This window comes from Magnetococcales bacterium (assembly GCA_015231755.1).
Taxonomy (GTDB): Bacteria; Pseudomonadota; Magnetococcia; order Magnetococcales; family Magnetaquicoccaceae; genus Magnetaquiglobus.
On the sequence record JADGAZ010000009.1, the window covers coordinates 85,860 to 109,177 of the forward strand.

20 protein-coding genes are annotated in these 23,318 nt (G+C 58.9%); 15 read left to right on the forward strand and 5 right to left on the reverse strand.

All coding sequences use genetic code 11. The annotated features are described in order from the left end of the window. Positions 1-212: 212 nt before the first annotated feature. The 7 genes from HQL98_07845 to HQL98_07875 all read left to right on the forward strand — a co-directional run bounded on the left by HQL98_07845 (position 213) and on the right by HQL98_07875 (position 8,098). On the forward strand, positions 213-1,391 hold the full coding sequence (locus tag HQL98_07845; GenBank protein ID MBF0271956.1) for a response regulator: 1,179 nt from the start codon (positions 213-215) through the stop codon (positions 1,389-1,391). A 23-nt stretch (positions 1,392-1,414) separates the two neighbouring features. After that, positions 1,415-1,795: a response regulator gene (locus HQL98_07850; protein ID MBF0271957.1), complete on the forward strand. Its 381-nt coding sequence runs from the start codon at positions 1,415-1,417 to the stop codon at positions 1,793-1,795. Between the two features lie 34 nt (positions 1,796-1,829). Then, positions 1,830-2,228 carry a response regulator gene (locus tag HQL98_07855; protein MBF0271958.1) on the forward strand — a complete coding sequence of 133 codons (399 nt, stop codon included), beginning with the start codon at positions 1,830-1,832 and terminating at the stop codon, positions 2,226-2,228. A gap of 2 nt (positions 2,229-2,230) precedes the next feature. After that, positions 2,231-2,641, forward strand: coding sequence for an Hpt domain-containing protein (locus HQL98_07860; protein ID MBF0271959.1), 411 nt, complete (start codon positions 2,231-2,233; stop codon positions 2,639-2,641). A gap of 30 nt (positions 2,642-2,671) precedes the next feature. Next, positions 2,672-3,604 carry a diguanylate cyclase gene (locus HQL98_07865; GenBank protein ID MBF0271960.1) on the forward strand — a complete coding sequence of 311 codons (933 nt, stop codon included), beginning with the start codon at positions 2,672-2,674 and terminating at the stop codon, positions 3,602-3,604. A 71-nt stretch (positions 3,605-3,675) separates the two neighbouring features. Further along, on the forward strand, positions 3,676-6,153 hold the full coding sequence (locus HQL98_07870; GenBank protein MBF0271961.1) for a response regulator: 2,478 nt from the start codon (positions 3,676-3,678) through the stop codon (positions 6,151-6,153). Positions 6,154-6,157: 4 nt separating this feature from the next. After that, a complete protein-coding gene (locus HQL98_07875; protein ID MBF0271962.1) occupies positions 6,158-8,098 on the forward strand; it encodes a response regulator in 1,941 nt (646 codons plus the stop codon). A gap of 12 nt (positions 8,099-8,110) precedes the next feature. Here the strand turns inward: HQL98_07875 and HQL98_07880 are convergent, their stop codons facing one another. The 3 genes from HQL98_07880 to HQL98_07890 are packed head-to-tail and all read right to left on the reverse strand — an operon-like array spanning position 8,111 to position 11,063. Further along, positions 8,111-8,896, reverse strand: a complete 786-nt coding sequence (locus tag HQL98_07880; GenBank protein MBF0271963.1) for an ABC transporter permease — start codon at positions 8,894-8,896, stop codon at positions 8,111-8,113. Beyond that, complete coding sequence (locus HQL98_07885) at positions 8,893-9,873, reverse strand: ABC transporter ATP-binding protein (protein MBF0271964.1); 981 nt, start codon at positions 9,871-9,873, stop codon at positions 8,893-8,895. Before HQL98_07885 ends, HQL98_07880 begins: the two co-directional genes overlap by 4 nt. Further along, positions 9,870-11,063 carry a hypothetical protein gene (locus HQL98_07890; protein ID MBF0271965.1) on the reverse strand — a complete coding sequence of 398 codons (1,194 nt, stop codon included), beginning with the start codon at positions 11,061-11,063 and terminating at the stop codon, positions 9,870-9,872. Before HQL98_07890 ends, HQL98_07885 begins: the two co-directional genes overlap by 4 nt. Positions 11,064-11,527: 464 nt before the next feature. On the opposite strand from HQL98_07890, the gene HQL98_07895 reads away from it, so the two are divergent. The 6 genes from HQL98_07895 to HQL98_07920 all read left to right on the forward strand — a co-directional run bounded on the left by HQL98_07895 (position 11,528) and on the right by HQL98_07920 (position 16,968). Beyond that, the gene (locus HQL98_07895; protein MBF0271966.1) at positions 11,528-12,064 is read left to right on the forward strand and encodes a cytochrome C oxidase subunit II; all 537 of its coding nucleotides are present in this window, start codon (positions 11,528-11,530) and stop codon (positions 12,062-12,064) included. Positions 12,065-12,078: 14 nt separating this feature from the next. Further along, entirely contained in the window at positions 12,079-13,809 is a 1,731-nt protein-coding gene (locus HQL98_07900; protein MBF0271967.1) for a cbb3-type cytochrome c oxidase subunit I, read from the forward strand. Between the two features lie 111 nt (positions 13,810-13,920). Then, entirely contained in the window at positions 13,921-14,823 is a 903-nt protein-coding gene (gene cyoE, locus HQL98_07905; GenBank protein MBF0271968.1) for a protoheme IX farnesyltransferase, read from the forward strand. A gap of 47 nt (positions 14,824-14,870) precedes the next feature. After that, positions 14,871-15,731, forward strand: coding sequence for an SCO family protein (locus HQL98_07910; GenBank protein ID MBF0271969.1), 861 nt, complete (start codon positions 14,871-14,873; stop codon positions 15,729-15,731). A 127-nt stretch (positions 15,732-15,858) separates the two neighbouring features. Then, positions 15,859-16,050 (forward strand): hypothetical protein, encoded by a 192-nt coding sequence (locus HQL98_07915; GenBank protein ID MBF0271970.1) that lies wholly within the window; start codon positions 15,859-15,861, stop codon positions 16,048-16,050. Positions 16,051-16,089: 39 nt separating this feature from the next. After that, complete coding sequence (locus tag HQL98_07920) at positions 16,090-16,968, forward strand: uracil-DNA glycosylase (GenBank protein ID MBF0271971.1); 879 nt, start codon at positions 16,090-16,092, stop codon at positions 16,966-16,968. A gap of 12 nt (positions 16,969-16,980) precedes the next feature. Here HQL98_07920 and map read toward each other — a convergent pair whose 3' ends face one another. Further along, positions 16,981-17,772: a type I methionyl aminopeptidase gene (gene map / locus HQL98_07925; protein MBF0271972.1), complete on the reverse strand. Its 792-nt coding sequence runs from the start codon at positions 17,770-17,772 to the stop codon at positions 16,981-16,983. A gap of 5 nt (positions 17,773-17,777) precedes the next feature. Beyond that, positions 17,778-18,710, reverse strand: coding sequence for a PDZ domain-containing protein (locus HQL98_07930; GenBank protein ID MBF0271973.1), 933 nt, complete (start codon positions 18,708-18,710; stop codon positions 17,778-17,780). Positions 18,711-18,906: 196 nt separating this feature from the next. On the opposite strand from HQL98_07930, the gene carA reads away from it, so the two are divergent. Together carA and carB are read left to right on the forward strand one after the other, a co-directional pair. Then, positions 18,907-20,055, forward strand: a complete 1,149-nt coding sequence (gene carA / locus HQL98_07935; protein ID MBF0271974.1) for a glutamine-hydrolyzing carbamoyl-phosphate synthase small subunit — start codon at positions 18,907-18,909, stop codon at positions 20,053-20,055. A gap of 1 nt (position 20,056) precedes the next feature. Then, entirely contained in the window at positions 20,057-23,305 is a 3,249-nt protein-coding gene (carB, locus tag HQL98_07940) for a carbamoyl-phosphate synthase large subunit (protein ID MBF0271975.1), read from the forward strand. Positions 23,306-23,318: the final 13 nt, after the last annotated feature.

The following is a 23,318-nucleotide window of genomic DNA, read 5'->3' on the forward strand; positions in this document are numbered from 1 at the left end:
TTGGGCGGACAGCTTTAAGGAAAAATATGCAAAAAAAGCAAATCACGAATGGAAAAATCTTGCAATATACGAAAAACGGGAAAATAATATGAGCCATGCCGTAGGTGCTGGCGGTGCTTGATCAGGAAGCAAGCAGAAATCCCTTGGATTCGGTGTGGCCAGGATGGCCAGTCACCCCTATCCTTTTGAATCATGAAGAGTGGAGAATACCCATGGAACCCAATATCGGAATCGGCAGTGTGGTCAGGTCAGGGCTTTTCACCGGGAGCCTGAAAAATGATGGGGTGGTCGAGCATCATCCCATCGTGGTCACGGTTTCGCGGAATTTTGGTTGCAATGGAGGCAAGATCGCGGAATTGTTGGCGGAACGGCTGAGTGTGAACTGCTATGGCCATTCGATGATCGATGATTTGATGAATAAAACGCATACGACCAAAAAACTCATGTCGCTGATGGATGAAAAATTGCCCCGCGCCATCGACAGTTTTTTGTATTCGTTGCTCGTCAAACCCGAACAGTCCGTGACCGGTTATTACAAAAATATCATCAAGACCATTCTGAACATCGCCAAGAGTGGTGGCGTGATCGTGGGACGGGGAGCCCGGTTGATTCTGGCCCATGATCCCCGGGTGTTCCGGATCCATCTGGAAGGCTCCAAGGATGTGTGCGTCAGGCGGGTCGCGGAACGGGAGGGGATCGATCCCAACGCGGCCAAACGCAAGATCGCCGAAATCGAAAAGGAACGCTCCCGTTTTCTCAAGGGCTTGTTCAAACGTTATCCCAATACCCGCACCTATTATGACCTGGTGCTCAACACGGATCGTCTCGACCCGGTACACGCGGTGGAGATCATCATCAACGCCATGGAGAAAATGGGCTATATCGACCATCTCCAGTCCGATGCCCAACCCCATCGGGAGACGGTCCCCGAATGCAAGTCTTTGCCGCCTTTGCATTTGGGACTGCATCTGCTGGTGGTCGAAGACGAGATGGAGTTCTTTTCGTTGATCAACGGCTGGCTGGAAACCTGGCCTGGCTCCGGTGGCAAGGAGTCGGGACAATCTCCGCCATTGCATTTGACCCATGCGAAAAGTTACAAGGAGGCGGAGTCGTGTCTGGATCACAATCAATACGATTTGATTCTGCTCGATCTCAATCTGGCCGACAGCCAGGGTTTGGAACAGACCTTCGGACGGATCAACCAGAAAATTCATGACACCCCGATCATTGTTTTCACCGGCATGGATGATGACCAGAAGGCCATCCAGGCGGTGGAGCAGGGGGCGCAGGATTATCTGGTCAAAGGACAGGTGAACAAGAAAACTCTGGTGCGCTCCATCAAACACGCGCTCTCCAGGTACAGGATCATGAAAACGTATTCCAAGAAATAAACCACGTTCATGAGGAGTTGGCCATGGCCCGGATTCTGATCATTGACGATGATGAACCCTTTCGGGTCCACCTTGGAATGCTGTTGAGAAATGCCGGTCATATGGTATTGGAGGTCGAGTGCGCTCTACATGCTTTGGACAAGATCGCACTCGATCCTTTCGATTTGCTGATGACCGACATTTTCATGCCGAAGATGGATGGGTTTGAATTGCTCTCCACCTTGCTTCGGAGGCATCCAAGCATCCGGGTGATCGCCATGAGTGGCGGTGGTTCGGGGATGACCCCGGCTTTGGCGCTCAATGTGGCGCGCAAACTCGGGGCGGTCGAATGGATCAGAAAACCGTTTCAAACAAGCGAGGTGCTCCGGGTGGTGGATCGCGCCTTGCTGTCAACTCCAACTTGAACCAAGCTGTATTTATTAAGAAAGGCGCACGATCATGGCACACATTCTGGTGGTGGATGATGATGAGAGCTTCCGGATCTATCTGGTGACCCTGCTCCGGCAGGCTGGCCACACGGTCTTGGAGGCGGACAATGGGCAGACAGGCTTGGAGTTGTGTGCGGCTTCGCCTGTGGAACTGATCATCACCGATATCTTCATGCCCAAAATGGATGGGATCGATCTGCTCGCGGCGGTGCGGACAGAGCGTCCCCAGGTCAAGGTGATCGCCATTTCCGGGGGGTACAAGGCGATGAACTCCCGTTTGACTCTGGAAATGGCCACCTCTTTTGGCGCCATGGACATCATCACCAAGCCATTCCAGGCCGGAACGGTTTTGCAGAAAGTCACCAGGGCGCTTGAATCCACGGATGCTGAACCAACAAAGGATAAGTGAAGATGGAAACCGTTTTCCCATATCAAGAGTTGCTCGACTTGCAGAAATTGAGCGAAATGAAACAGGAGCTGGAAGGCGGATTCCAGACCGTGGTGCGTCACTATCAGGCCGGGATTCTGCATCGGCCCGAAAGAATCCGTCAGGCGATCCGCGACCAGGATGCCGAACGGGTCGCCATGGAAAGTCACTCCTTGAAGAGTGTTTGTCGTCAGGTTGGTCTGGTGCGGATGGGTGAAATGGCCGCCGAGTTGGAAGCCATGGGGGTGGCCGGCAATCTCGCACAGGCCGAATCCCTGGTCGAACGGTTGATCGCCGCCAGTGTCACGGCCAACCAGGAGTTGACTTGTCATTGTGCCGGGGTCGAGTTGCCCCGACCGTTTTTCGAGAAAGGGGAAAGTTCGTCCAACCCGTAGCCGTGACTGTTGCTGAAAGTTGAGGTCGAGATGAATACCACCGCTCCGGCGGGCCGGAAAGGTCTTATTCTGGTCGCTGATGACGACATCTTGATGCGTGAGGCTCTGGTCGTCTTTTTCCAAAAGAATGGCCATGAGGTCGTCGTGGCCAAAGATGGCCAGGAAGTCTTGCAGATTCGCGCCCTGACCGTGCCGGATCTGATCGTTTTGGACGTGTGCATGCCCAATCTGGACGGCTTCGAGACCTGCCGCGCCCTGCGCAGGGATTGGGTCGCCCCCCGGATTCCGATCATCATGCTCACGGGCCTGTTCGACACCCAATCCGTCGATCAGGCTTTCGAGGCGGGCGCGGATGATTATGTCACCAAACCCATTCATTGGGCGATCCTGCGACAACGGGTGTTGCTGTTGCTGCATCGCAGCGATGTGGAGGCCAGAATTCGCCATCAGGCCAATTTCGACGGCCTCACCGATCTGCCCAACCGCGTCTTGTTTCTGGATCGGCTGACCCATGCCCTGTCGTTGGCCTGTCGCAATGGTGAGTCCCTGGCGGTGTTGTTCATCGATCTGGACCATTTCAAACCGATCAACGATACCCTGGGTCATGGGGCCGGGGATGAACTGTTGCGTCAGGTCGCCCAGCGACTGAGGCAGTGCGTGCGTCAATCCGACACGTTGGCCCGGCTGGGTGGGGATGAGTTCACCATCATCGTGGCCAATCTGTGTCAACCGCCGGATCCGGAGATCGTGGCGGAAAAGGTGCTGGCAGCCCTTTCCAGACCGTTTTGTCTGCATGGCACCCACGCCATCATTTCGGCCAGTGTGGGTATCGCCTTGTATCCGGATCATGGCACCGAACTGGAAATCCTGCTCAGGAATGCGGATCAGGCCATGTATCAGGCCAAAAGCTTGGGCAGGAACCGGTATCAACGCTTCAAGCACTCGGGAGGGCCGGCTGCATGAGCGGACGCCAGGGGCGTCCGGGATTCAAGAAACAGCACGCGTGATTGGCTTCAAGGGGGAGGAGAGGGATCATGCCAGATCCGTTTCGGGGTTTGTTGGGGGGGTGTCAGACTCCCATGCGTTTTTTTCTGGGTCTGGCTTTGATCGGACTGGGAGAGACGGCGGTGACGGTTTTGCTGTTTCCGGATCATGGTGGTCTCATTTCACCGGTCATGCTGTTGACCCATTTTCTGTGCATGACAGCCTGGAATCTTCTGATTATTCTGATCTTTTTTCATCTCCCCCTCTTTCGGGAGCTGAGAGACCGGCAGTGGATCCACGCCACCCATCACGCCTTGAGCCGTCGCATGCGGGATGTCGGAGTGGTGCAATCCCTTGGCGAAATGACCCTGCAATTTCTCCTCGAACATCTGGGCGCCCTCAATGGGGTGATCTATCTGGCGGAAGAGGGGAATCGTCTCCAGTGGCTGTCCGGGATCGGCATCCCTTCGGAGCGGGAACTGTCCCAAACTCTGGAACCGGGTGAAGGACTCCTCGGACAGGTGGCCATCACCCGTAAACCGGTACGGCTCAAGGATGTGCCGGTGGAGCCGTTGCGGCTCAAGGCGGAACTGCTGGCGGGCTGGCCCCGGGATCTGATCATCACCCCTTTGATCCACGACGACCAATTGCAGGGAGTGTTGGCTCTGGGCAATCGGGAGCTTTTCCAGGATCGTCACCGGTGTTTCCTGGAGCGGGCCGGCGAGACCATCGCCCGGGCCATTGCCGGGGTGCGGGCCAACGCGGTGCGGCAGCAACTCCTGGAAGAAAGTCGCATGAAAACCCAGGAGTTGGCCATCAATCAGCAGGTGCTCCGGGATACCATCGAACTGTTGGAACAGACCAGCGGTTTCAAGTCCCGTTTTCTCGCCAACATGTCCCACGAATTGCGTTCCCCCCTCAACAGTCTGTTGATCCTCGCCCAACTGCTCAAGGAAAACAAACAGGGCAATCTCACCCCCAAACAGGTGGAGTTCGCCTCTACCATCCATGCCGCCGGATCCGATCTGTTGACCATGATCGACGAAATTCTCGATCTGGCCCGCATCGAGGCGGGACGGATTCGCGTTTTCAAGGATCCGGTCAAGCTTTCCGAATTGGCCATCGGTCTGGAACGGCTGTTTGTGCATGTGGCCCGGGAGAAGAAACTGGATTTCGAGGTGTTGTTGCAAGGCATGTTGCCCGTGGCCATCCGCACCGACCGGATGCGGGTGGAACAGATTCTTAAAAACCTGATCACCAACGCCATCAAGTTCACCCATGCCGGCGGGGTGACGGTGACCATCCGACCGGTGCCAGATGGGGTCGGCACCCTGATCGCCATGTCCGTGGCGGATACCGGGGTGGGCATTCCCAGGGATCAGCACGCCGAGGTGTTCGAGCCGTTCCGCCAGTTGGATGACGGCTCCAATCGGAAATACGGTGGCAGCGGATTGGGTCTGGCCATCAGCAAGGAGTTGGCCCAACTGTTGGGAGGACGCATCGAACTGGTGAGCGAACAGGGACAGGGCAGTCTGTTTACCTTGTATCTGCCCCTGGAAAGCGTGGAATCTTCCCCGTTGCCCCAGGCCACTCCGGTGACGCCCCGGAACGAAGAGCGCAACCAGGGTATCGACGCCATCCCGGATGACCGGCGTCGTTTGGGACCGGATGACCGTTCGGTCTTGCTGGTGGGCATGGATTATCACCGGATTCGCGCCATCGGGGAAGCGGCCCGGGTCTTGGGACTCGGGGTGATTGTTGCCGGGGATCAGAGCGCCGCGCTTTTCCTGGCCAATTTTTTGCGTCCGGTGGGTTTGATCATGGTGGGGGATCTGCCCGGCGTGGCTACGTTTCCCCTGGTGAAACGGTTGCGGACCACTGCGGATCGGGATGCCCTGCCGGCTTTGTATCTTCATCCCGCCAACGCGACCCTGGAAATCGATGGTGCCGCAGAAGAGGTCCAACTGGTTCCTTTGCTGCGGGAGAGTGATCAAACCAGCCCGGAGTGCCAACGATTCCTGCAATCCGTTCTGGCGGTGCCCGCGGCTTGTGCGCTGGAAGATTCCGGAGCGGATCCGACGCGTGATCGTGGGGGCGTGGGCTTTCCGTCCGACCCGCTCCTCAAGGGGCATCCGGCTGTGTGCAATCTGGTTGGTCGGCGTGTTTTGTTGATTGATGATGATATCCGCAATATTTTTGCTCTGACCAGTTTTCTGGAAGAGCAAGGATGTCAGGTGATCATGGCGGAGAGTGGTCGGGTTGGGATGGAGCGGTTGCGTCAGCAACCCTTGCTTGACATGGTATTGATGGACATCATGTTGCCCGACATGAATGGTTATGATTGGTTGGGAGAGATTCGCCGTCAGCCGGCCTGGCGTCATCTTCCCTTGCTGGTTCTGACCGCCAAGGCCATGCAGGGGGAGCGGCAACGCTGTCTGGAGGCCGGGGCGTCGGACTATCTTTCCAAGCCGGTGGATACATTGAAACTGCTTTCCATGATGCGTCCTTGGCTCGATAAGAATCGGTGACTCAATGAAACCTTACATCCTGATCGTGGATGACCTGGACAACAATCTGACCGCCACCGCCGGTTTGCTGGCCGACATGGGCGCGGAGATGGTGTTGGCGCGCAATGGCCGCGAGGCGTTGCTCCAGATGACCAAACACGATTTCGCCGTGGTGCTGCTCGACGCCCATATGCCGGACATGGATGGTTTCGAGGTGGTGCGGCTCATGGCGGGGGTAAGCCGTACCCGGACCATTCCGATCATCTTCATGTCGGCGGTTTTCAAGGATGACCAACACGCTCTGGTCGGTTACGACCTCGGGGCCGTGGATTATCTGGTGAAACCCTTTCCCCCGGAGTTCTTGCGGGCTAAGGTCAAGGTGTTTCTGGAACTTTTCCGCCAGAAGGAGCGGATTCATGCCCAGGATCAGGCGTTGCGGCTGTTTCGCAATCTGTTGGACGAGTCCAGTGATGAGATTCTGATTTTTGATCTTGATTCCGGGTTGTTGCTCGATGCCAATGTGACCGCCTTTGAACGTCTGGGCATGCCCCGGGAAGAGTCCATCGGGGCGTTTCATCTGGAGGATTGTCATCTCATCATTGGCAAGGACCGGCAGATGGATCTGCTTGTGGAGCGCATCCGCGCCCATGGCCGTTTGATCGTGGAAGGGGAGTATTTCGACCGGAGTCGGCAACTTCACTATACCGAAACCAATCTCCAGTTGTTCGAGCAGCCCGGTCAGGCGCTGCTGTTGGCCATGTTACGGGATGTGACCCAGCGCAAGCAGATCGAATTGGCCTTGTGTCGCGCCCAGGCTGAGGCCGATCAGGCCAATCAGGCCAAAAGCGATTTTCTGGCCGCCATGAGCCATGAAATCCGTACCCCGATGAACATCATCATCGGCATGAGCGACGTGTTGCTGGAAACCCATCTGGGGCCGGAGCAAAAATATTATCTGTCGATGTTGCGCACCGCCGGGGACAATCTGATGGTGCTGATCAACGATATTCTGGATTTGAGCAAGGTGGAGGCCAATAAATTGCAAATCCTGGTGGAGCCGGTTCATGTGCGGGCCGTGGCTACCGAGGTGATCGACATGCTGCGGGTGTTGGCCGGCAACAAGGGGATCAGTCTGGAGATGCGTCTGGATCCGACGTTGCCGGAATGGATCCAGTCGGATGGGATGCGGGTTCGGCAATGTTTGTACAATCTGCTCAGCAATGGTTTGAAATTCACCGAGCGGGGATGGGTGGTGGTGGATATCGGTCGGAAGCCGAACGATGCCGACACCCTGTTGGTGGTGGTGGCGGACAGTGGCATCGGGATTCGTCCCGACCATTTGGAGCGCATCTTTGAGAGTTTCACCCAATCCGATTCGGGCATCTCCCGGCGGTATGGCGGCACCGGGCTGGGGCTTTCTCTGACCCGGCGGCTGGTGGAGATGATGGGGGGACGGATCTGGGTGGAAAGCCGTTTTGGCGAGGGGAGCCGGTTCTTTTTTACCTTGCCCCTGCGACCGGCGGCGGCTCCGGATCAGAGCCGGGAGTATCCCGGAGGCGGGCGGGGCAAGCCGGATGGGGTGGTGCGTCCCTTGAAGATTTTGCTGGTGGAGGATATGGAGGAGAACCGGGAGCTGGTGAACCTGTATCTGGAGAGTTCCCCCCATCATCTGAGCATGGCCACCAATGGGGCCGAGGCGTTGGATCGGGTCATGCGGGAGGCGTTCGATGTGGTGCTGATGGATATCGAGATGCCGGTCATGAACGGTTTGCGGGCCACGACCCTGATTCGCGCCTGGGAAAAAGAGAGCCGGCGGGAGTCATCGCTTGTCATTCTGGCCCTGTCCGCCCACTCCATGGAAGGGGAGGCGAAGCTGTGTCGGGAGGCGGGTTGCAACGACCATCTGGGCAAACCCATCAGCAAGAAGAATCTGCTCGCCGCCCTGGAACGGTATGGCAACCGGTGAGAACAAGGGGGATCAGGATGGCATGTCGATCCCTTTTTCCACCCGGTTGACCCGCCATAACGCCAGCCAGAGACAGACCACCGCCCAGGTGACGGCGATGAGCAGGGCATTCCAGTAGGCCGGGGTGGCGAGAAAGACCGACGGGGCATGGTACAAAGGGGTGCGGATCAGGGTCAGGGCGTGGGTGACCGGATTGACCACCATCAAGGCCCACAGCCAGCCCGGGGCGTGATCCAGGGGAAACAGGGCGCCGGAAAGCATCCACATGGGCATCAGCAAGATCGACATCACCGCATGGAACCCGGCGGTGCTTTCCATGTTCCAGGCGATGAGGAATCCCAACGCCGTGAACCCCAGACAAGAAACCAGAAAACCGAACAAAATCCATACCAGCCCGCCCCACTCCAAAGGAATGCCCAGAAAGGGCGCGGCCAGCAGCAGGGGTGCGGCCTGGATCATGGCGATGGCGATGCCTCCGGCCACCTTGCCCAGCACGATGGCCATGCGGGGGGCCGGAGAGGCCAGCACCCCTTGCATCAGCCCCTGGGCCCGATCCTCGATCAAGGTGATGGTGGAAAAAATCCCGGCAAACAGCATCAGCATCAACAAAACGCCCGGATAGAAATATTCGGCGTAGGAGAGGTGTTCCATGCCCGGCGCCCGGAACGAGGGGGAAAAACCCGCCCCGAGAAAGGCCCAGATCAGCAGGGGTTGGGCCAGACTGCCCACCACCCGGTGGGGTTGGCGGAAAAAACGCACCAGTTCCCGTTTGGCCAAAGAGAGGGCGGGACGGATCATCGGTTTTGCTCCTCCTCGTCGCTGAAGAGATCCCGACCGGTCAGGTGGATGTAGACATCCTCCAGGGTCGGCTGTTTGATGGCCAAGGCATGGATCCGTTCCCGATGGTCTTGCAGGAGTTTGGCCATCAGTGGCAACAACTCCCGGCTTTCCCCCTGGATGCGCAGTTCATGATTCTGGACTTGCAGGGTGATGCCGGCACGAGTGGTCAGGCCCTGGGCCACGGTTTCAAGCCCCTCACCCTGGACCACCAGAATCTCCGCCCCCAGTTGGCGGGAGAGATGAGTTGGCGAGTCCAAAGCCAGCAGTTTTCCTTGGCGCAGGATTGCCACCAAATCGGCTTGTTCCGCTTCGGCAAAGACGTGACTTGTCATCAGAATTGTGACACCATGTTTTTTCTGTAGCCTCTTCAAGGTGGCCAGAAAGGCCAGTCGTCCGCCGGGATCCAGTCCTGCCGTGGGTTCGTCCAGCAGCAACAGGGCCGGCGCGTGCAGCAGCACCTTGACCAGTTCCGCCTGTCTGGCCAGTCCCCCCGACAGGGTTTCCACCCGATCCCCCAATCGTTCCCGCAGATCGCTCCAAGCCAGGGCGTCGGGCAGGCGTTGCCGGAACAGATCCGGGGGGATGTCGTGCAGATCCGCGTGGATTTTTAAGTTTTCCTCGACTGTCAGATATTTGTCCAGGGCCGGTTTTTGGAATACCACCCCCATGGCGCTTCGGGCCGCATTCGGGTTGGCGATCAGATCGTGGTCGAAAATGTGAATCGTTCCGGTGCTGGGTCGGGTCATGCCGCACAGGATCTTGAACAAGGTGGACTTGCCGCTGCCATTGGGGCCTGTCAGGACAAAAAAGGTGCCTGTCGGAATGGTGAGATCCAGCCGGTCCAGCGCCTTGCGGGGTGCTTGTCGACGGGTGGCCCGATAGCAGTGGCCAAGTTGGCGGATGACGACCGCCGGTGAAGAGTCGTCAGGGATCATGGTGTGTCTCCCAACCGTTCGGCGCGGATGAACAGAATGGCGGACCCGAGCAGCGCCCCCCCTCCGGCCCGCCAGAGGAGGCCATCCCACGACAGGAACAATCCCGCCACGGGCAGGGCCACGCCAAGCAAGTGGATGACCCGGTGCAACAGGCCCAGACGGCCTGATCGTAGTCGGTCGTATACCCCGAAGAATTGGCTCAAGGTCCAGCCCGGCAGAATCAGCAGCCCGAACACAAAACGCCACCGTTCATCCGGCCACACCGGCCAGGAACAAGCGGTCAGGATCGCCAACAGCCCAAGCAGATCCCCGATCCGTCCGTAGTGGTTGTGGGTATCCAGGCCGTGACTCCGTGCGGCCCAGGTGATGGCCACCAGGGCAACAAATCCAGGGAGCAGGGCGGGCCAGAGCCAGCGGGGATCGGCCTGGGGGGTGAACAGCACCAGGGGAATGAAAACCAGGGAGAAAAACAGTCCCGGCACCACCAGGGGGGAGAAGGAGGGAAGTTGGACCGGGTGGGTATCGGTTCCCATGCCGGTCAGGCGCGTCACCATCAAGAGGATGCCGGCCCAGCCGAAAATGCCCCAGGTCAGATGGGTGCCCACCATGGCGAAGCGGTCATGGGGCAGGAATCCATGGGCATACTCCCCCAAGAAGATTCCCCCCAGCACAAACACGCCGGTCAACGACAGAATCGACAGGGCCAGCAGGGCCATCACCCGATCCCGACGGGGACTTCTGAACAACAGCACGTATGCCTGAAGCAGAAAAAAAAGACAGGCCAGTCCCACCCCCAGGGAGGCCGCCAGCAGGTTCCAGCGGTGCAGATTGGTGCCGACTCCCAGAAAAACCGTCAGGGCGCCCAAAGCCAGGAATCCCAGGATCCAGGGGGTCAGGCGCGGCCAAGGGAGGGGAACCCGAGTCCAGAGGGGCAGTTGGCGCAACGCCACCCCCATCAGTCCCATGGTCAACACTCCCAGGACAAACAGATGCACCGTGGCCACTGTGCCCGGAAACAGGGGGTGTTCGTGCAGGGTGGTGCCCCAGGCCAGCATCACCGAACCGGTGAGGCCCAGAAAAAAGGCCGCAACCTGGAAAAAACCGTGTTCCGGACCCCGGGGAGCCGGGATCGGGTGGATGTCGGGACGGATGTCCAAAGTGTGGGTTTCCCGTGGGTTGATGAATGACAAGCAGAGGGCTGCGTTTTTCGTGGATCCAGTCTCGCAAAATGGGTGGCGGCGCGTCAAGTCCCCGGCATTTTCACATTTTTTGGGTTGGATCGATTTTCTTGATTTTTCTTGATAGAGGTCAAGGAAGGCCAATCACAATCCCGTTAAATTGCAATGATACAGTGCGGATTTTTTGCGGATGTTTCACATTGACCGTTTTTTTAGTCCACTTCCACTACTTCCAGATGAGGGAAATCCCATGCAAAGAAACGAGAATCAGGAGTCGAATTCGATAGAGGAGCCGGTGCCAGGAATGCAGCAGTTGTTGGACAATCCATTTATGTTGTTGTTCATTGGTGTGCTGTTTCCAACGGTTTTCTATATCTTGTGGGGGATCATGGAGATCATTTCAATCCCTGCGGTTAAATAAAATTTAACAAACAAGGAACTTCTATGCGCAACAATCAAGGAAGGAGGGTTACCGTATGAGCATTCTGCCTCCCTCGCAGAAAATCTGGTGGAAAGAACCGATCCACGGCATCGAAATGATGTGGATCATCCTGGCATTGATCTGGTGTCTGGTGCTGTTCTTGTGGATGCCTTATTGGCATGTGTATGGAAAACAGAATCTTTCCAATGAATCCTACAAGACCTCCCCCGAGAAATTCGAGTCCAAGGCCAACGCCATGGCCAAGGAACACACGGTGCGGACCGATACCAAATCCAACATTCCAGTGGTGCATCCTCCTGCGGGTAGCGATGTCTATCTGTTGGGTCGCATGTGGCAGTGGTGGCCGATCCTGGAGCTGGAAAAAAACAAGACCTACCGCCTGCACATCTCCTCACTGGACTGGCAGCATGGTTTTTCTTTGCAACCCACCAATATCAATCTGCAAATCCTTCCGGGATACGAGACGGTGGTGACCATTACCCCAGACCAATCCGGTGAGTTCGCCGTTGTCTGCAATGAATTTTGCGGCGTCGGCCATCACACCATGTTGGGCAAGATCTACGTGAAATAGGGAGTCGATCACACATGGCCGCCAAGATGTTTCGTCAATGCCCGGATTCGGGCCTGTTCTTCCACAAATCCGCCGAGTCCCTCATGAAGGCCCACGCCGTTTTGGGTGTGGTCTATCTGCTGGTCGGTGGCTTCCTCGGGCTGCTGGTCGCGTTGACCCGCATGCCCTCGTTGCATCTCCTGAGTGCCGAGGATTTTTATCTGGCTCTTTCCATCCATGGAACGGCCATTCTCATCTTCTGGATCATCTTTTTTGAAATGGCGGTGCTTTATTTCGCCGCCTCGACCCTGCTTCGCTGTCGTCCGGCCACCCCGGGCATCGGCTGGGTCGGGTTCCTGCTCATGGTGATCGGCTCTGTCCTGGTGATGACCGCCTTCTTCCGGGGCAACTCCAGCGTCATGTTCACCTCCTATGTGCCCATGCCCGCCGAGCCGATCTTTTACCTGGGCTTGATCCTCTTCGCCGTGGGGGCGTTGATCGGATGTTTCATCTTTCTGGGTACTCTGGTCATCGCCAGACAGGAAAAAACCTACGACGGCTCCGTTCCTCTGGTGACCTTCGGCGCCTTGACCGCCGCCATCATCGCCATCTTCACCATCGCCTCCGGCGCGGTCATCCTCATCCCCACGTGGCTGTGGTCGTTGGGTTTCATCAATCACATCGATCCGTTGATGTACCGCACCGTCTGGTGGGCTTTGGGTCACTCCTCCCAGCAGATCAACGTGGCGGCTCACGTCTCCATCTGGTATGCCGTCGCCGCCATTCTGTTCGGCGCCCGGCCCATGTCTGAAAAGGTCAGCCGTACCGCCTTTCTGCTTTACATCCTCTTCCTGCAACTGGCCAGCGCCCATCACATCCTGGCCGATCCCGGCGTCAGCTCCACCTGGAAGGTCTTCAACACCAGCTATGCCATGTATCTGGCCGTGCTCGCCAGCATGGTCCATGGCTTGACCGTTCCGGGCTGTATCGAAGTGGCCCAACGCAAGAAAGGCTTCAACAACGGCCTGTTCGAGTGGCTCAAAAAGGCTCCCTGGGCCAATCCGGTCTTCTCCGGCATGTTCATCGCCATGATCATCTTTGGCTTCATCGGCGGCATCACCGGTGTGGTCATGGGTACCGAACAGATCAACCTGATCATCCACAACACCATCTTCGTGCCTGGTCACTTCCACGCCACCGTGGCGGTGGGCACGACCCTGACCTTCATGGCCATCACCTACTTCCTGATCCCGGTCTTGTTCCGTCGTGAACTGATCTGGCCCACCGCCTGCAAATGGCAACCCTACATCTTTGGCGGCGGCATGTTGATCTTGAGCCTCTTCCTGTTGGGTGCGGGCACCTTGGGGGTTCCCCGTCGTCACTGGGACATCAACTTCTCCGACGCCCTGTTGCAGTTCCAGTTCGCCGGAACGGCCATCACCATGCTGGGCATCGCCGGTTTCGGTGGATTCCTGGCTGCGGTGGGTGGTGCCCTCTTCTGCCTGATCGCCGTCGGTTCCCTGATCTTCGGCAAACGCCTGGATCCGGGCGCCAGCCTGTTCAGCAGCTTTGGCTTCCCCATGGCTTCCTCCTGCTACAACGTCGAACGTCCGGGCAAACTGGGGCTCGCCCCGGTGGAACAGACCGGTGACGGCGGAGTCCAGGCCAAGGGTACGTTCGTGTTGGCTCTGGTCTTTCTGGCTTCCTTCGTCGTATACTTCTTCATCAATGCCAAGTATCTTTCGTCCATCTGGCCGATGGGCTGATCTTGTCAAATCCGGGGTGGGTTTCGGCCCACCCCGGGCCTGTTTGCCTCCAGGAATGGTGTGATTGATTTTTCCATTTTTATGATGATCGGGAATGTACGGAACATGGCCATGTTGTCCTCGCTCAGGCAGATTCTCGTTTTGTTCAAGCTGCGCATCGGCGTGGCCATGGCCATGACCGCCGGGGCCGGGATTCTGGCCATGCCCGGACCCGCGCCAGCGGCGGGACAGATCACCTTGTTGATTCTGGCTGTGCTGCTCTCCGCGGGGGCCGCGGGGGGGCTGAACCACTATCACGACTACGACATCGACCGCTTGATGGATCGGACCCGCAATCGACCCTTTGTCACCGGAGCTTTGCGCCGTTCGCCTTTCTGGCTGCTTTTTTTCGCCCTGTTGCTGCTGGTCCCCGTGGCCCTGGTGTGGCACTATATCAATCCGGTCGCCGCGATCCATGTGTTCATGGGAGCCTTTTTTTATGGTGTGGTCTATACCGTCTGGCTCAAGCGTCGCACTTGGCTCAACATCGTCATCGGTGGATTGGCGGGCAGCTTCGCCATTCTTTCCGGAACCGCGATTCTCCATCCCCAACCCACTCCGTTGGCCCTGTCGTTGGCCTTCATCCTGTTTTTGTGGACGCCGCCCCATTTCTGGAGTCTGGCCATCGCCTTGAAGAAAGACTATCTGGATGCGGGCATCCCCATGCTTCCCGTGGTGGCGGGGGAGGCCCGGGCCGCCCGTACCGTGTTTTTCAATACCGTGTTGCTGGCGTTGGCCTCTTTGCTGCCGCTCTTTTTCGGCATGGGGTGGATCTATCTGGTGGGCGCCCTGATGGGCAGCACGGTCTTTCTGATGAAAAGCTGGCTGTTGGTGCGTCATCCCACGTCGGATCAGGCCATGATCAGCTTTCGGGCCTCCCTGATTCAACTGGCGCTCTTTTTGACGGCCATCTATATCGAAGGGGGTTTCTTCCAGACGCCACCCGCCAAGGGTGTGTTGGTGGCACTGCTGTAGGCTGTGCTGTCTCGCTTTTTTCTCCTTTGTCTGCAACGTGGTGGATCGTGCCCTGGTTAGACTCCTCCCCTTTCTGGCGGCGTCGGAGTGTGGTGCCGACCCTGCTCCTCGGATGGCTTTGCGTTTTTCCGGCCTGGGCCGAGGCCCCGGTCGGGAAGGGACGTGATCCGGTCTTTGAGAGCCGGGTGGCCCTGGAGACCAGTCAGGCCGCCCTGGGTCGCACCCTCGAAGCCTATACCTTGACCGATCCCGAAGGCAAAAAGGTCGAATTGTCCTCTTTTCTGGGCAAGCCCCTGGTGATCAGCCTGATCTATACCAGTTGCTACCATACCTGTTCGGTCTCCACCCGGTTTTTGGCCTCGGTGGTGGACAAGGCCCGGGAGACCTTCGGGGCGCAAAGCTTTCAGGTGGTCAGCATCGGCTTCGACACCCGCTACGACACCCCGAAAGCCATGGCCGCCTTCGCCCGACAGCAGGGCATCGCCGCGCAACCCGACTGGAGCTTCCTGAGCGCCTCCCCGGAGACCATGGTACGCTTGACCCATCAATTGGGCTTTGTTTTCGCCCCCTCTCCCAAGGGATTCGACCATCTGGTGCAAGCCACCATCGTCGATGCCAAGGGGGTGGTCTATCGTCAGGTGTATGGGGAGTCCTTCCAGACCCAACTGCTTACCGAACCCTTGCGAACCCTGATCCTGGGAACCCCTCCCACGGAGGCCGAAACCCCGGTGGACGAACTGGTGCGCCGGGTTCGGTTCTTCTGCACCACCTATGACCCCAATACCGACTCCTACCGTTTTGATTATTCACTGTTCATCGGGCTTTTTTGCGGCGGATCGGTCATTCTGGGCACCTTCTTTTTTCTGCTGCGGGAGTGGTGGTATGCCCGCAAAAAGAGGCGCGACTGACAGATTCGGGCTGGACGTTTTTGACGCCTTGTCGGTAACTGCTTGACAATCCAACCGAAGACTGCTTGGCAGGGAAAATGCTATCTATTAGCTCGAACAGCGTAACCCTTGCCTTGCGGAGTCAATCATGGAGACTTTGAGGATTATTTCAAAGAAAAACGATTACGAAATTTACGATACTATAGAAAAAATGACCGTGATTAAAGGAATAGAGACGTATCAGACCGCTCTGATACTGCAAAGAAAGCTGATGAAACTCAAGCAGGATGCGGCTGTTTATTCCGTGCGTCCGACCCACCACCGCGCCAACATGGGCTAGCCGATTTCAAGAACCGTTCGACTCCCAAGGGAGAGTGATATGGACCTGGGGGCTGCCTTGCTGGCCACCCTGCGGTATTGGCGGGAGTGCGGAATCGACCGGCTCTCCGGAGAGAGTTATGGCTGGAAAGAGGCCAATCGTCTGACCGGTCCTCTCTTCCCTGCCAGACCGCAACCCCAGTTCATGCCTCCCGCCACCCCGGCGCCACGGGTGGTCGCAGTTCCAGCCGTTCCGGTTGTGCCTGGATCGCTCCAGACTCGGGTTGCTCCCCGGGTGGAGCCTGTTCCCTCTGCCGCCTCACCCTCATTGGATCGATTTCTCACCCCCGCGGTGGCGGTGGAGGAGCGGGGAGTGCTGTTTCAGGGGTGGGCGCGTCAGGTTTCCCAATGTCAGCAGTGCGGGCTTTCCTTGACCCGTCAGGGGGCGATTTATGGCGCCGGCCCTCCGGATGCCCCGGTGGTCTGGATCGCCGACGCCCCCAGCGCAGCGGATGAACGGGCCGGTTTTCCCTTTGGCGGGGAGACCCGGGAGCTGTTTTCCGGAATGGTCCGGGCCGCCGGATGGCAGCGGGGAGAGGTTTATACGACCTATATAATCAAATGTCGCCCCCCCGGGGATCGCACCCCCCGGTCCGACGAGATCCGCCAGTGTCAGGGATACTGGATTCAGGAGTTGGAGACCTTGCGCCCCAAAGCCATCGTGGCCTTGGGCAAGGTGGTGGTGGAAACGTTGCTGGGACCGACGGATCAACTGGCCCGTGCCCGGGGCAAGGTTCACTCCTGGCGGGGGGTGCCGTTGATCGTCGCCTATCATCCCGCCTACTGCCTGCGTTCCCCTCTGGCCAAACGGGCCATGTGGGAGGATTTGATCCGGTTGAGAAAGGTTTGGGAAGGCTTGAATCCTGCGGAATATCCTTAGAAGCGGCTGTTTTTAGCTTTTTTCGTATTCCCCATCCAGATCGGTCAGCACCTCATAACCGGTGGGGGTGATCAGGATGGTATGCTCGAACTGGGCCGAGAGGGAGTGGTCTTTCGTGACCACGGTCCATTTGTCAGGCATCAGGCGGATGTCGGCTTTGCCCAAATTGATCATCGGTTCGATGGTGAAGATCATGCCGGGTTTGAGTTCCGGGCCTCGTGGAAGTTTGTCGCCGTTTTCCTTGGTGATGTAGTGCAGCACGGCGGGTTCTTCATGGAACTCCCGACCGATGCCATGGCCGCAGTATTCCCGCACCACCGTGCAGCGATAATAGTCGGCCACCGCCTCGATGGCCGCGCCGATATCCCCGAAGTATCCCTTGGGACGCAACGCCCGGATGCCGGCATCCAGACATTTTTTGGCGATCTGGACGATTTTTTCCCCTTTGGGGGAGGGGGTGCCGACGTGATAGGTCTTGTTGGTATCGCCATGCACACCGTTCAGGTAGGCGGTCACGTCGATGTTGACGATATCCCCGGCCCGTAGCGTTCTGGGTCCGGGAATACCGTGGCACACCTGCTGGTTGACCGAGGTGCAGATCGACTTGGGAAAACCCCTATAGTTGAGAGGGGAAGGACGGGCATTGTTGTCGATCAGAAAATCGTGACACAGATCATTGAGTTGCTGGGTGGTGACGCCCGGCTGAACATGGGGTTCGATCATCTTCAAGGTGAGCGCCGCCAGTTGGCAGGAGGCGCGCATCAACTCGATCTCTTCGGCGGTTTTGATCTTGATGGCAGGCATGATCTTTAAGGGGTTCCTCTCACGGGGTCGGCATCGGGGTGTTGTGTCGCGGGGGGCGCGGCCAATTGGGCCTGGGAGTCGATCAGTTGGCCGTTGCGGTTGAGGGTCACTTCGATCAGATCGCCGGGACGAAAGCCGCGCAGAATGCGCGCCATGGCCCGGGGGGAGGAGACCGATTGTCCATTCAAGGAGATGATCATGTCGCCGGCTTTCATGCCGGCCTTTTCTCCGGGTCCGCCGGGGGCCACTCTGGTCAGCACCACCCCATGGGTCGAAAGTTCCGGGGCCACGCCCATCCAGGCGGTGGGGGGCGGTTCCGGCGGTTCGGCGGCGGGAGCGGCCCGTTCCCGGAGCGCAGGTTCGGACAGAGGCGGGGGTTGATGGCCTTCCGACCGGCCCGGTGGAGTGGCAGCCTGGGGGGGCGGGGATTCGGGTATGGGCGCGGGGGGCGGCAACGCGCCCGGTGGCGGTTCACGGCCCGGATCCTGGAGGGAGTTGGGGGGGGGGAACGGGGGGGAAGCGGGCCAGGGTTCGGAACGGTGCCAGATCTTTCCGGAGTTGGATTCCAGGGGTTCGACGGGGCGCCCTTCCGGAAACCGGGAGGGGTGATTGTTGCTGTCGTCCGGGATGATTTTGATCTCTTTTTCCTCCCCTTTGCGCACCACGGTCAGGCGCAGTTCCTTGTCGGGGGTGGCGTTTTCCACAACCGTCAGGAAGTGGGGCAGAGAGGTGATGGGTTTGCCGTCCGCCTTGATCAGGATGTCGTTTCTGGCCAGACCGGCCTTGTCCGCCGGACCGTCTTTGAGGATCTCGCCGATCTGCACCCCTTCCGGGGTTTGAACCGTGATCCCCAGCCATCCCCCGGCCAGGGCCGGAGAGGCGATCCCAAGGGACAGAATCGAAAGCACGGATGCAATCCGGGTGGAAAAGCGCGTCATGGGTGGGGCCTCCGGTGCGTGAGCAACGATGGATCGGGTACGATGGATTCGGCGCGCTTCAAAGAATAGAGGGATTTTTGAGGCGCGTCCACCCGCGTTGACTTTGGGGTGGTGCAGGGGTATAAATGATAGTTGATCCAAGGAATGGCTTGGACCATGGATGGGGATTCCGGCAACGATTGCGAAGGATGGTCGCATGGCAAACGACAACGGGCGGGCTGTGCTGGTGCTGGAGGATGGAACCCGATTTGACGGGGTCTCCTTCGGCGCGAGCGGCGAACAGGTGGGAGAGGTCTGTTTCAACAGTTCCATGACCGGCTATCAGGAGATCATCACCGATCCTTCCTATGCGGGTCAGATCGTGACCATGACGGCGCCGCAGATTGGCAATGTGGGGGTCAACCCCGAGGACATGGAGTCGGAACGACCCAGGATTCGCGGGTTTGTGGTCAAAGAAAATGCCCGGCTGCTCTCCAATTGGCGCGCCGCCGAGACCTTGAGCGCCTTCCTGACACGACACGGCGTGCCGGCCATCGAGGGGATCGACACCCGGCGTCTGGTGAATCACCTGCGGGAAAACGGCGCGCAACGGGGTGTGCTGTCCACCGTGGATTTCGACACCGGTTCCCTGGTGGCCAAGGCCCGGGCTTGGCCGGGTCTGACCGGGATGGATCTCACCCCGGAGGTGACCTGTGGGGCCGCTCACCACTGGACCGATGGGCCGATTGCCTGGAAAAGCGACATCTGGAGTACAGCCGAAAGCCGAAGCGCGGACCAGCCCGCGGCGGGCAAACGGGTGGTGGCCCTGGATTTCGGGATCAAGCGCAACATCCTGCGGGGGTTGGTGTCGGTGGGATGCGACGTGTGGGTGCTTCCGGCCACAGCCACCCTGGAGGAAATTCTGGCCTTGCAACCCGCTGGGGTGTTTCTGTCCAACGGTCCCGGAGACCCGGAGGCGGTGCATCACGGCATCGGGGTGATCCGGCAGGTGCTCCAGCGTGATCTGCCTGTGTTCGGTATCTGTCTGGGGCATCAAATGCTCTGTCTGGCCCTGGGGGCCAAAACCCGAAAATTGAAATTCGGTCATCGGGGGGGCAACCATCCGGTGAAAAATCTTCAGACCGGCCAGGTGGAAGTCACCTCCCAGAACCATGGCTTCGTGGTGGAATCCGACGGATTGCCGGCGGATCTGGAAGTGACCCATCTCTCTTTGTTCGACGGGACCGTGGAGGGGGTGCGGTTGCGTTCGGCCCCGGTTTTTTCGGTCCAATACCATCCCGAGGCCAGTCCCGGACCCCATGATGCCCATTATCTGTTCCGTCAATTTGCGGAGCTGCTAGCGTAACATGCCAAAACGCACTGACATCCAAAGCATTCTCATCATCGGGGCCGGTCCCATCGTCATCGGGCAGGCCTGCGAGTTCGACTATTCCGGGGTTCAGGCCTGCAAGGCCCTCAAGGAGGAGGGATACCGGGTCATTTTGGTCAATTCCAATCCGGCCACCATCATGACCGATCCGGAGTTGGCGGACCGCACCTACGTCGAACCCCTGACCGTGGACTCTTTGGCCTGCATCATCCGCCAGGAGCGCCCGGACGCTCTGCTGCCCACCATGGGTGGTCAGACCGCCTTGAATCTGGCCATGGCTTTGGCGGATGCCGGTATTCTGGAACAGTATCAGGTGGAGCTGATCGGGGCTTCCCGCAAGGCCATCGCCAAGGCCGAAGACCGGATGCAGTTCAAGGAGGCCATGACCCGCATCGGTCTGGGACTGCCCAAGTCCGGCTTCGCCCACACCCTGGAAGAGGCCCTGGAGGTGCTGGAGGTGGTGGGATTTCCCGCCATTCTGCGCCCGAGCTTCACCCTGGGGGGGACGGGTGGCGGTGTGGCCTACAACCGCCAGGAGTATGTGGAGCTGATCCGCCTGGGACTGGCCGCCTCCCCGACCCGGGAAGTGTTGGTGGAAGAGTCCCTGCTGGGCTGGAAGGAGTTCGAGATGGAGGTGGTGCGGGATCGCGCCGACAACTCCATCATCATTTGTTCCATCGAAAACCTCGATCCCATGGGGATCCACACCGGCGACTCCATCACCGTGGCCCCGGCTTTGACCCTCACGGACAAGGAGTTGCAGGAGCTGCGTGACGCCTCCATCGCGGTGTTGCGGGAGATCGGTGTGGACACCGGCGGCTCCAATGTGCAGTTCGCCCTCCATCCCACCACGGGACGGATGATCATCATCGAGATGAATCCCCGGGTCTCCCGTTCGTCGGCCTTGGCCTCCAAGGCCACCGGGTTCCCCATCGCCAAGGTGGCCGCCAAGCTGGCGGTGGGTTATCTGCTGCCGGAGATCATGAACGATATCACCGGAGTGACTCCGGCTTCGTTCGAGCCGTCCATCGATTATGTGGTCACCAAGATTCCCCGTTTCACCTTCGAGAAATTTCCCCAGGCGGAAGCCATTCTCACCACCCAGATGAAATCGGTGGGAGAGGCCATGGCCATCGGGCGCACCTTCAAGGAGTCCTTGCAGAAGGCGTTGCGCTCCATGGAGACCGGTCTGACCGGATTTGATCCGGTATTCGATCCCGGTACATTTTCTTCCGTCGGAGAGATGGAGGCGGATCTGGCCTACCGTTTGAGCCATCCGGGGCCGGATCGGCTGTTGCTGCTGGCCGACGCCTTGCGTCTGGGCAAGAGTACCCAATGGCTCCACGAGACCACCGCCATCGATCCATGGTTTCTGGATCAGATCCAGCAAATCGTCGAAGCCGAACAGTCCCTGGCGGGGGTCACCCCGGAAAGCCTCCCGCCGGAGCGGTTGCGGGCCTTGAAGAGCATGGGTTTTTCCGATCAGCGATTGGGTGCGCTGCTGGGCTGTCCCGCCTCCGGGATTCGTTCCGCCCGTCAGGATCACGGGATCGTGCCGGTGTTCAAGCGGGTGGATACCTGCGCCGCTGAGTTCGCCTCCCAGACCACCTATCTGTACTCCACTTACGAGCAGGAGTGCGAGGCCCGTCCCAGCGACCGGCGCAAGATCATGATTCTGGGAGGGGGACCGAACCGCATCGGTCAGGGGATCGAGTTCGATTATTGTTGTGTGCACGCGGCCTTCGCCCTGAAGGCGGCGGGGTTTGAGACCATCATGGTCAACTGCAACCCCGAGACCGTCTCCACCGATTACGACACCTCGGACCGGCTTTATTTCGAGCCGTTGACCTTCGAGGACGTGATGGCCATCGTGGAGACGGAAAAACCCGAAGGGATCATCGTGCAGTTCGGCGGACAGACCCCGCTGAAGCTCGCCAAGGCGCTGGAAGCCGCCGGAGCGCCCATCATTGGCACCTCCCCGGATGCCATCGACGTGGCCGAGGACCGGGAGCGGTTTCAGGTGCTGTTGCAGGATCTGGACCTGAAACAGCCGGAGAACGGGCTGGCCCGTTCCCAGGCCGAGGCCCGGGAGGTGGCGGCGCGGGTTGGTTATCCGGTGGTGGTGCGTCCTTCCTATGTGCTGGGGGGACGGGCCATGGAGATTGTCCACGATCCGGCCAATCTGGATCGTTACATGGTGTCGGCGGTGCGGGCCTCTCCGGATCATCCGGTGTTGATCGACCATTTCTTGAGCGACGCCATCGAGATCGACGTGGATTGCGTCTCCGATGGCCATGAGGCGGTGATCGGCGGTATCATGGAGCATATCGAAGAGGCGGGGGTCCATTCGGGGGATTCGGCCTGTTCGTTGCCGCCGTATTCGGTGGAAGAGGGGTTGCTGCAGGAGATCGAACGTCAGACCCTGCTTTTGGCCAACGCCTTGAAGGTGGTGGGCCTGATGAATGTGCAGTTCGCCATCAAGGATGGGGAGATCTATCTGCTGGAGGTCAATCCCCGGGCATCCCGCACGGTGCCGTTTGTTTCCAAGGCCACCGGTGTGGCCCTGGCCAAGGCGGCGGCGCGCATCATGGCCGGTGAAACCCTGGCACAGGTGGGATTGACCCATTATCCACGGATGGATCACGTGGCGGTCAAGGAGGTGGTGTTTCCCTTCCAGAAGTTCCCCGGGGTGGATACCGTGCTCGGACCCGAGATGAAATCCACCGGTGAGGTGATGGGGTTGGCAAACGATTTCGGACGGGCCTTCGCCAAGGCCCAGGAGAGCGCCGGAACTTTTCTGCCTCGTTCCCCCAAGGATGGGGGAGGCTCGGGAATGGTGTTCATTTCCGTCAAGGACGCGGACAAACAAGGCGTTACCGCGCCGGCCCGCAGTCTGTTGGAAATGGGTTTCCGTCTGTGCGCCACCCGGGGCACGGCTTCCCATCTGATCCGGGAGGGTCTGGTGGTGCGGGTGGTCAACAAGGTGCTGGAAGGCGGCAGGCCCGATATCGTGGACATGATGAAAAATGGCGAAGTGGCCATGGTGTTCAACACCACTCAGGGCAAACAGGCTCTGGCGGCCTCTTTTTCTTTGCGTCGCACCGCGTTGATGACCGGAATACCCTATTTCACCACCGTGGCCGGAATGCGTGCGGCGGTGGAGGCCATGGCCGCTGTGCGTGAGTCCGATCTTCAATGCAAGGCTTTGCAGGATTATCATCCGTAAGGGATCCAGGGGG

What these genes read in the sequence shown, in the direction of transcription:
- HQL98_07845 (MBF0271956.1), top strand. Translation starts at nt 213, where the DNA reads ATGGAACCCAATATCGGAATCGGCAGTGTGGTCAGGTCAGGGCTTTTC.
- HQL98_07850 (MBF0271957.1), top strand. Translation starts at nt 1,415, where the DNA reads ATGGCCCGGATTCTGATCATTGACGATGATGAACCCTTTCGGGTCCAC.
- HQL98_07855 (MBF0271958.1), top strand. Translation starts at nt 1,830, where the DNA reads ATGGCACACATTCTGGTGGTGGATGATGATGAGAGCTTCCGGATCTAT.
- HQL98_07860 (MBF0271959.1), top strand. Translation starts at nt 2,231, where the DNA reads ATGGAAACCGTTTTCCCATATCAAGAGTTGCTCGACTTGCAGAAATTG.
- HQL98_07865 (MBF0271960.1), top strand. Translation starts at nt 2,672, where the DNA reads ATGAATACCACCGCTCCGGCGGGCCGGAAAGGTCTTATTCTGGTCGCT.
- HQL98_07870 (MBF0271961.1), top strand. Translation starts at nt 3,676, where the DNA reads ATGCCAGATCCGTTTCGGGGTTTGTTGGGGGGGTGTCAGACTCCCATG.
- HQL98_07875 (MBF0271962.1), top strand. Translation starts at nt 6,158, where the DNA reads ATGAAACCTTACATCCTGATCGTGGATGACCTGGACAACAATCTGACC.
- HQL98_07880 (MBF0271963.1), bottom strand. Translation starts at nt 8,896, where the DNA reads ATGATCCGTCCCGCCCTCTCTTTGGCCAAACGGGAACTGGTGCGTTTT.
- HQL98_07885 (MBF0271964.1), bottom strand. Translation starts at nt 9,873, where the DNA reads ATGATCCCTGACGACTCTTCACCGGCGGTCGTCATCCGCCAACTTGGC.
- HQL98_07895 (MBF0271966.1), top strand. Translation starts at nt 11,528, where the DNA reads ATGAGCATTCTGCCTCCCTCGCAGAAAATCTGGTGGAAAGAACCGATC.
- HQL98_07900 (MBF0271967.1), top strand. Translation starts at nt 12,079, where the DNA reads ATGGCCGCCAAGATGTTTCGTCAATGCCCGGATTCGGGCCTGTTCTTC.
- cyoE (MBF0271968.1), top strand. Translation starts at nt 13,921, where the DNA reads ATGTTGTCCTCGCTCAGGCAGATTCTCGTTTTGTTCAAGCTGCGCATC.
- HQL98_07915 (MBF0271970.1), top strand. Translation starts at nt 15,859, where the DNA reads ATGGAGACTTTGAGGATTATTTCAAAGAAAAACGATTACGAAATTTAC.
- HQL98_07920 (MBF0271971.1), top strand. Translation starts at nt 16,090, where the DNA reads ATGGACCTGGGGGCTGCCTTGCTGGCCACCCTGCGGTATTGGCGGGAG.
- map (MBF0271972.1), bottom strand. Translation starts at nt 17,772, where the DNA reads ATGCCTGCCATCAAGATCAAAACCGCCGAAGAGATCGAGTTGATGCGC.
- HQL98_07930 (MBF0271973.1), bottom strand. Translation starts at nt 18,710, where the DNA reads ATGACGCGCTTTTCCACCCGGATTGCATCCGTGCTTTCGATTCTGTCC.
- carA (MBF0271974.1), top strand. Translation starts at nt 18,907, where the DNA reads ATGGCAAACGACAACGGGCGGGCTGTGCTGGTGCTGGAGGATGGAACC.
- carB (MBF0271975.1), top strand. Translation starts at nt 20,057, where the DNA reads ATGCCAAAACGCACTGACATCCAAAGCATTCTCATCATCGGGGCCGGT.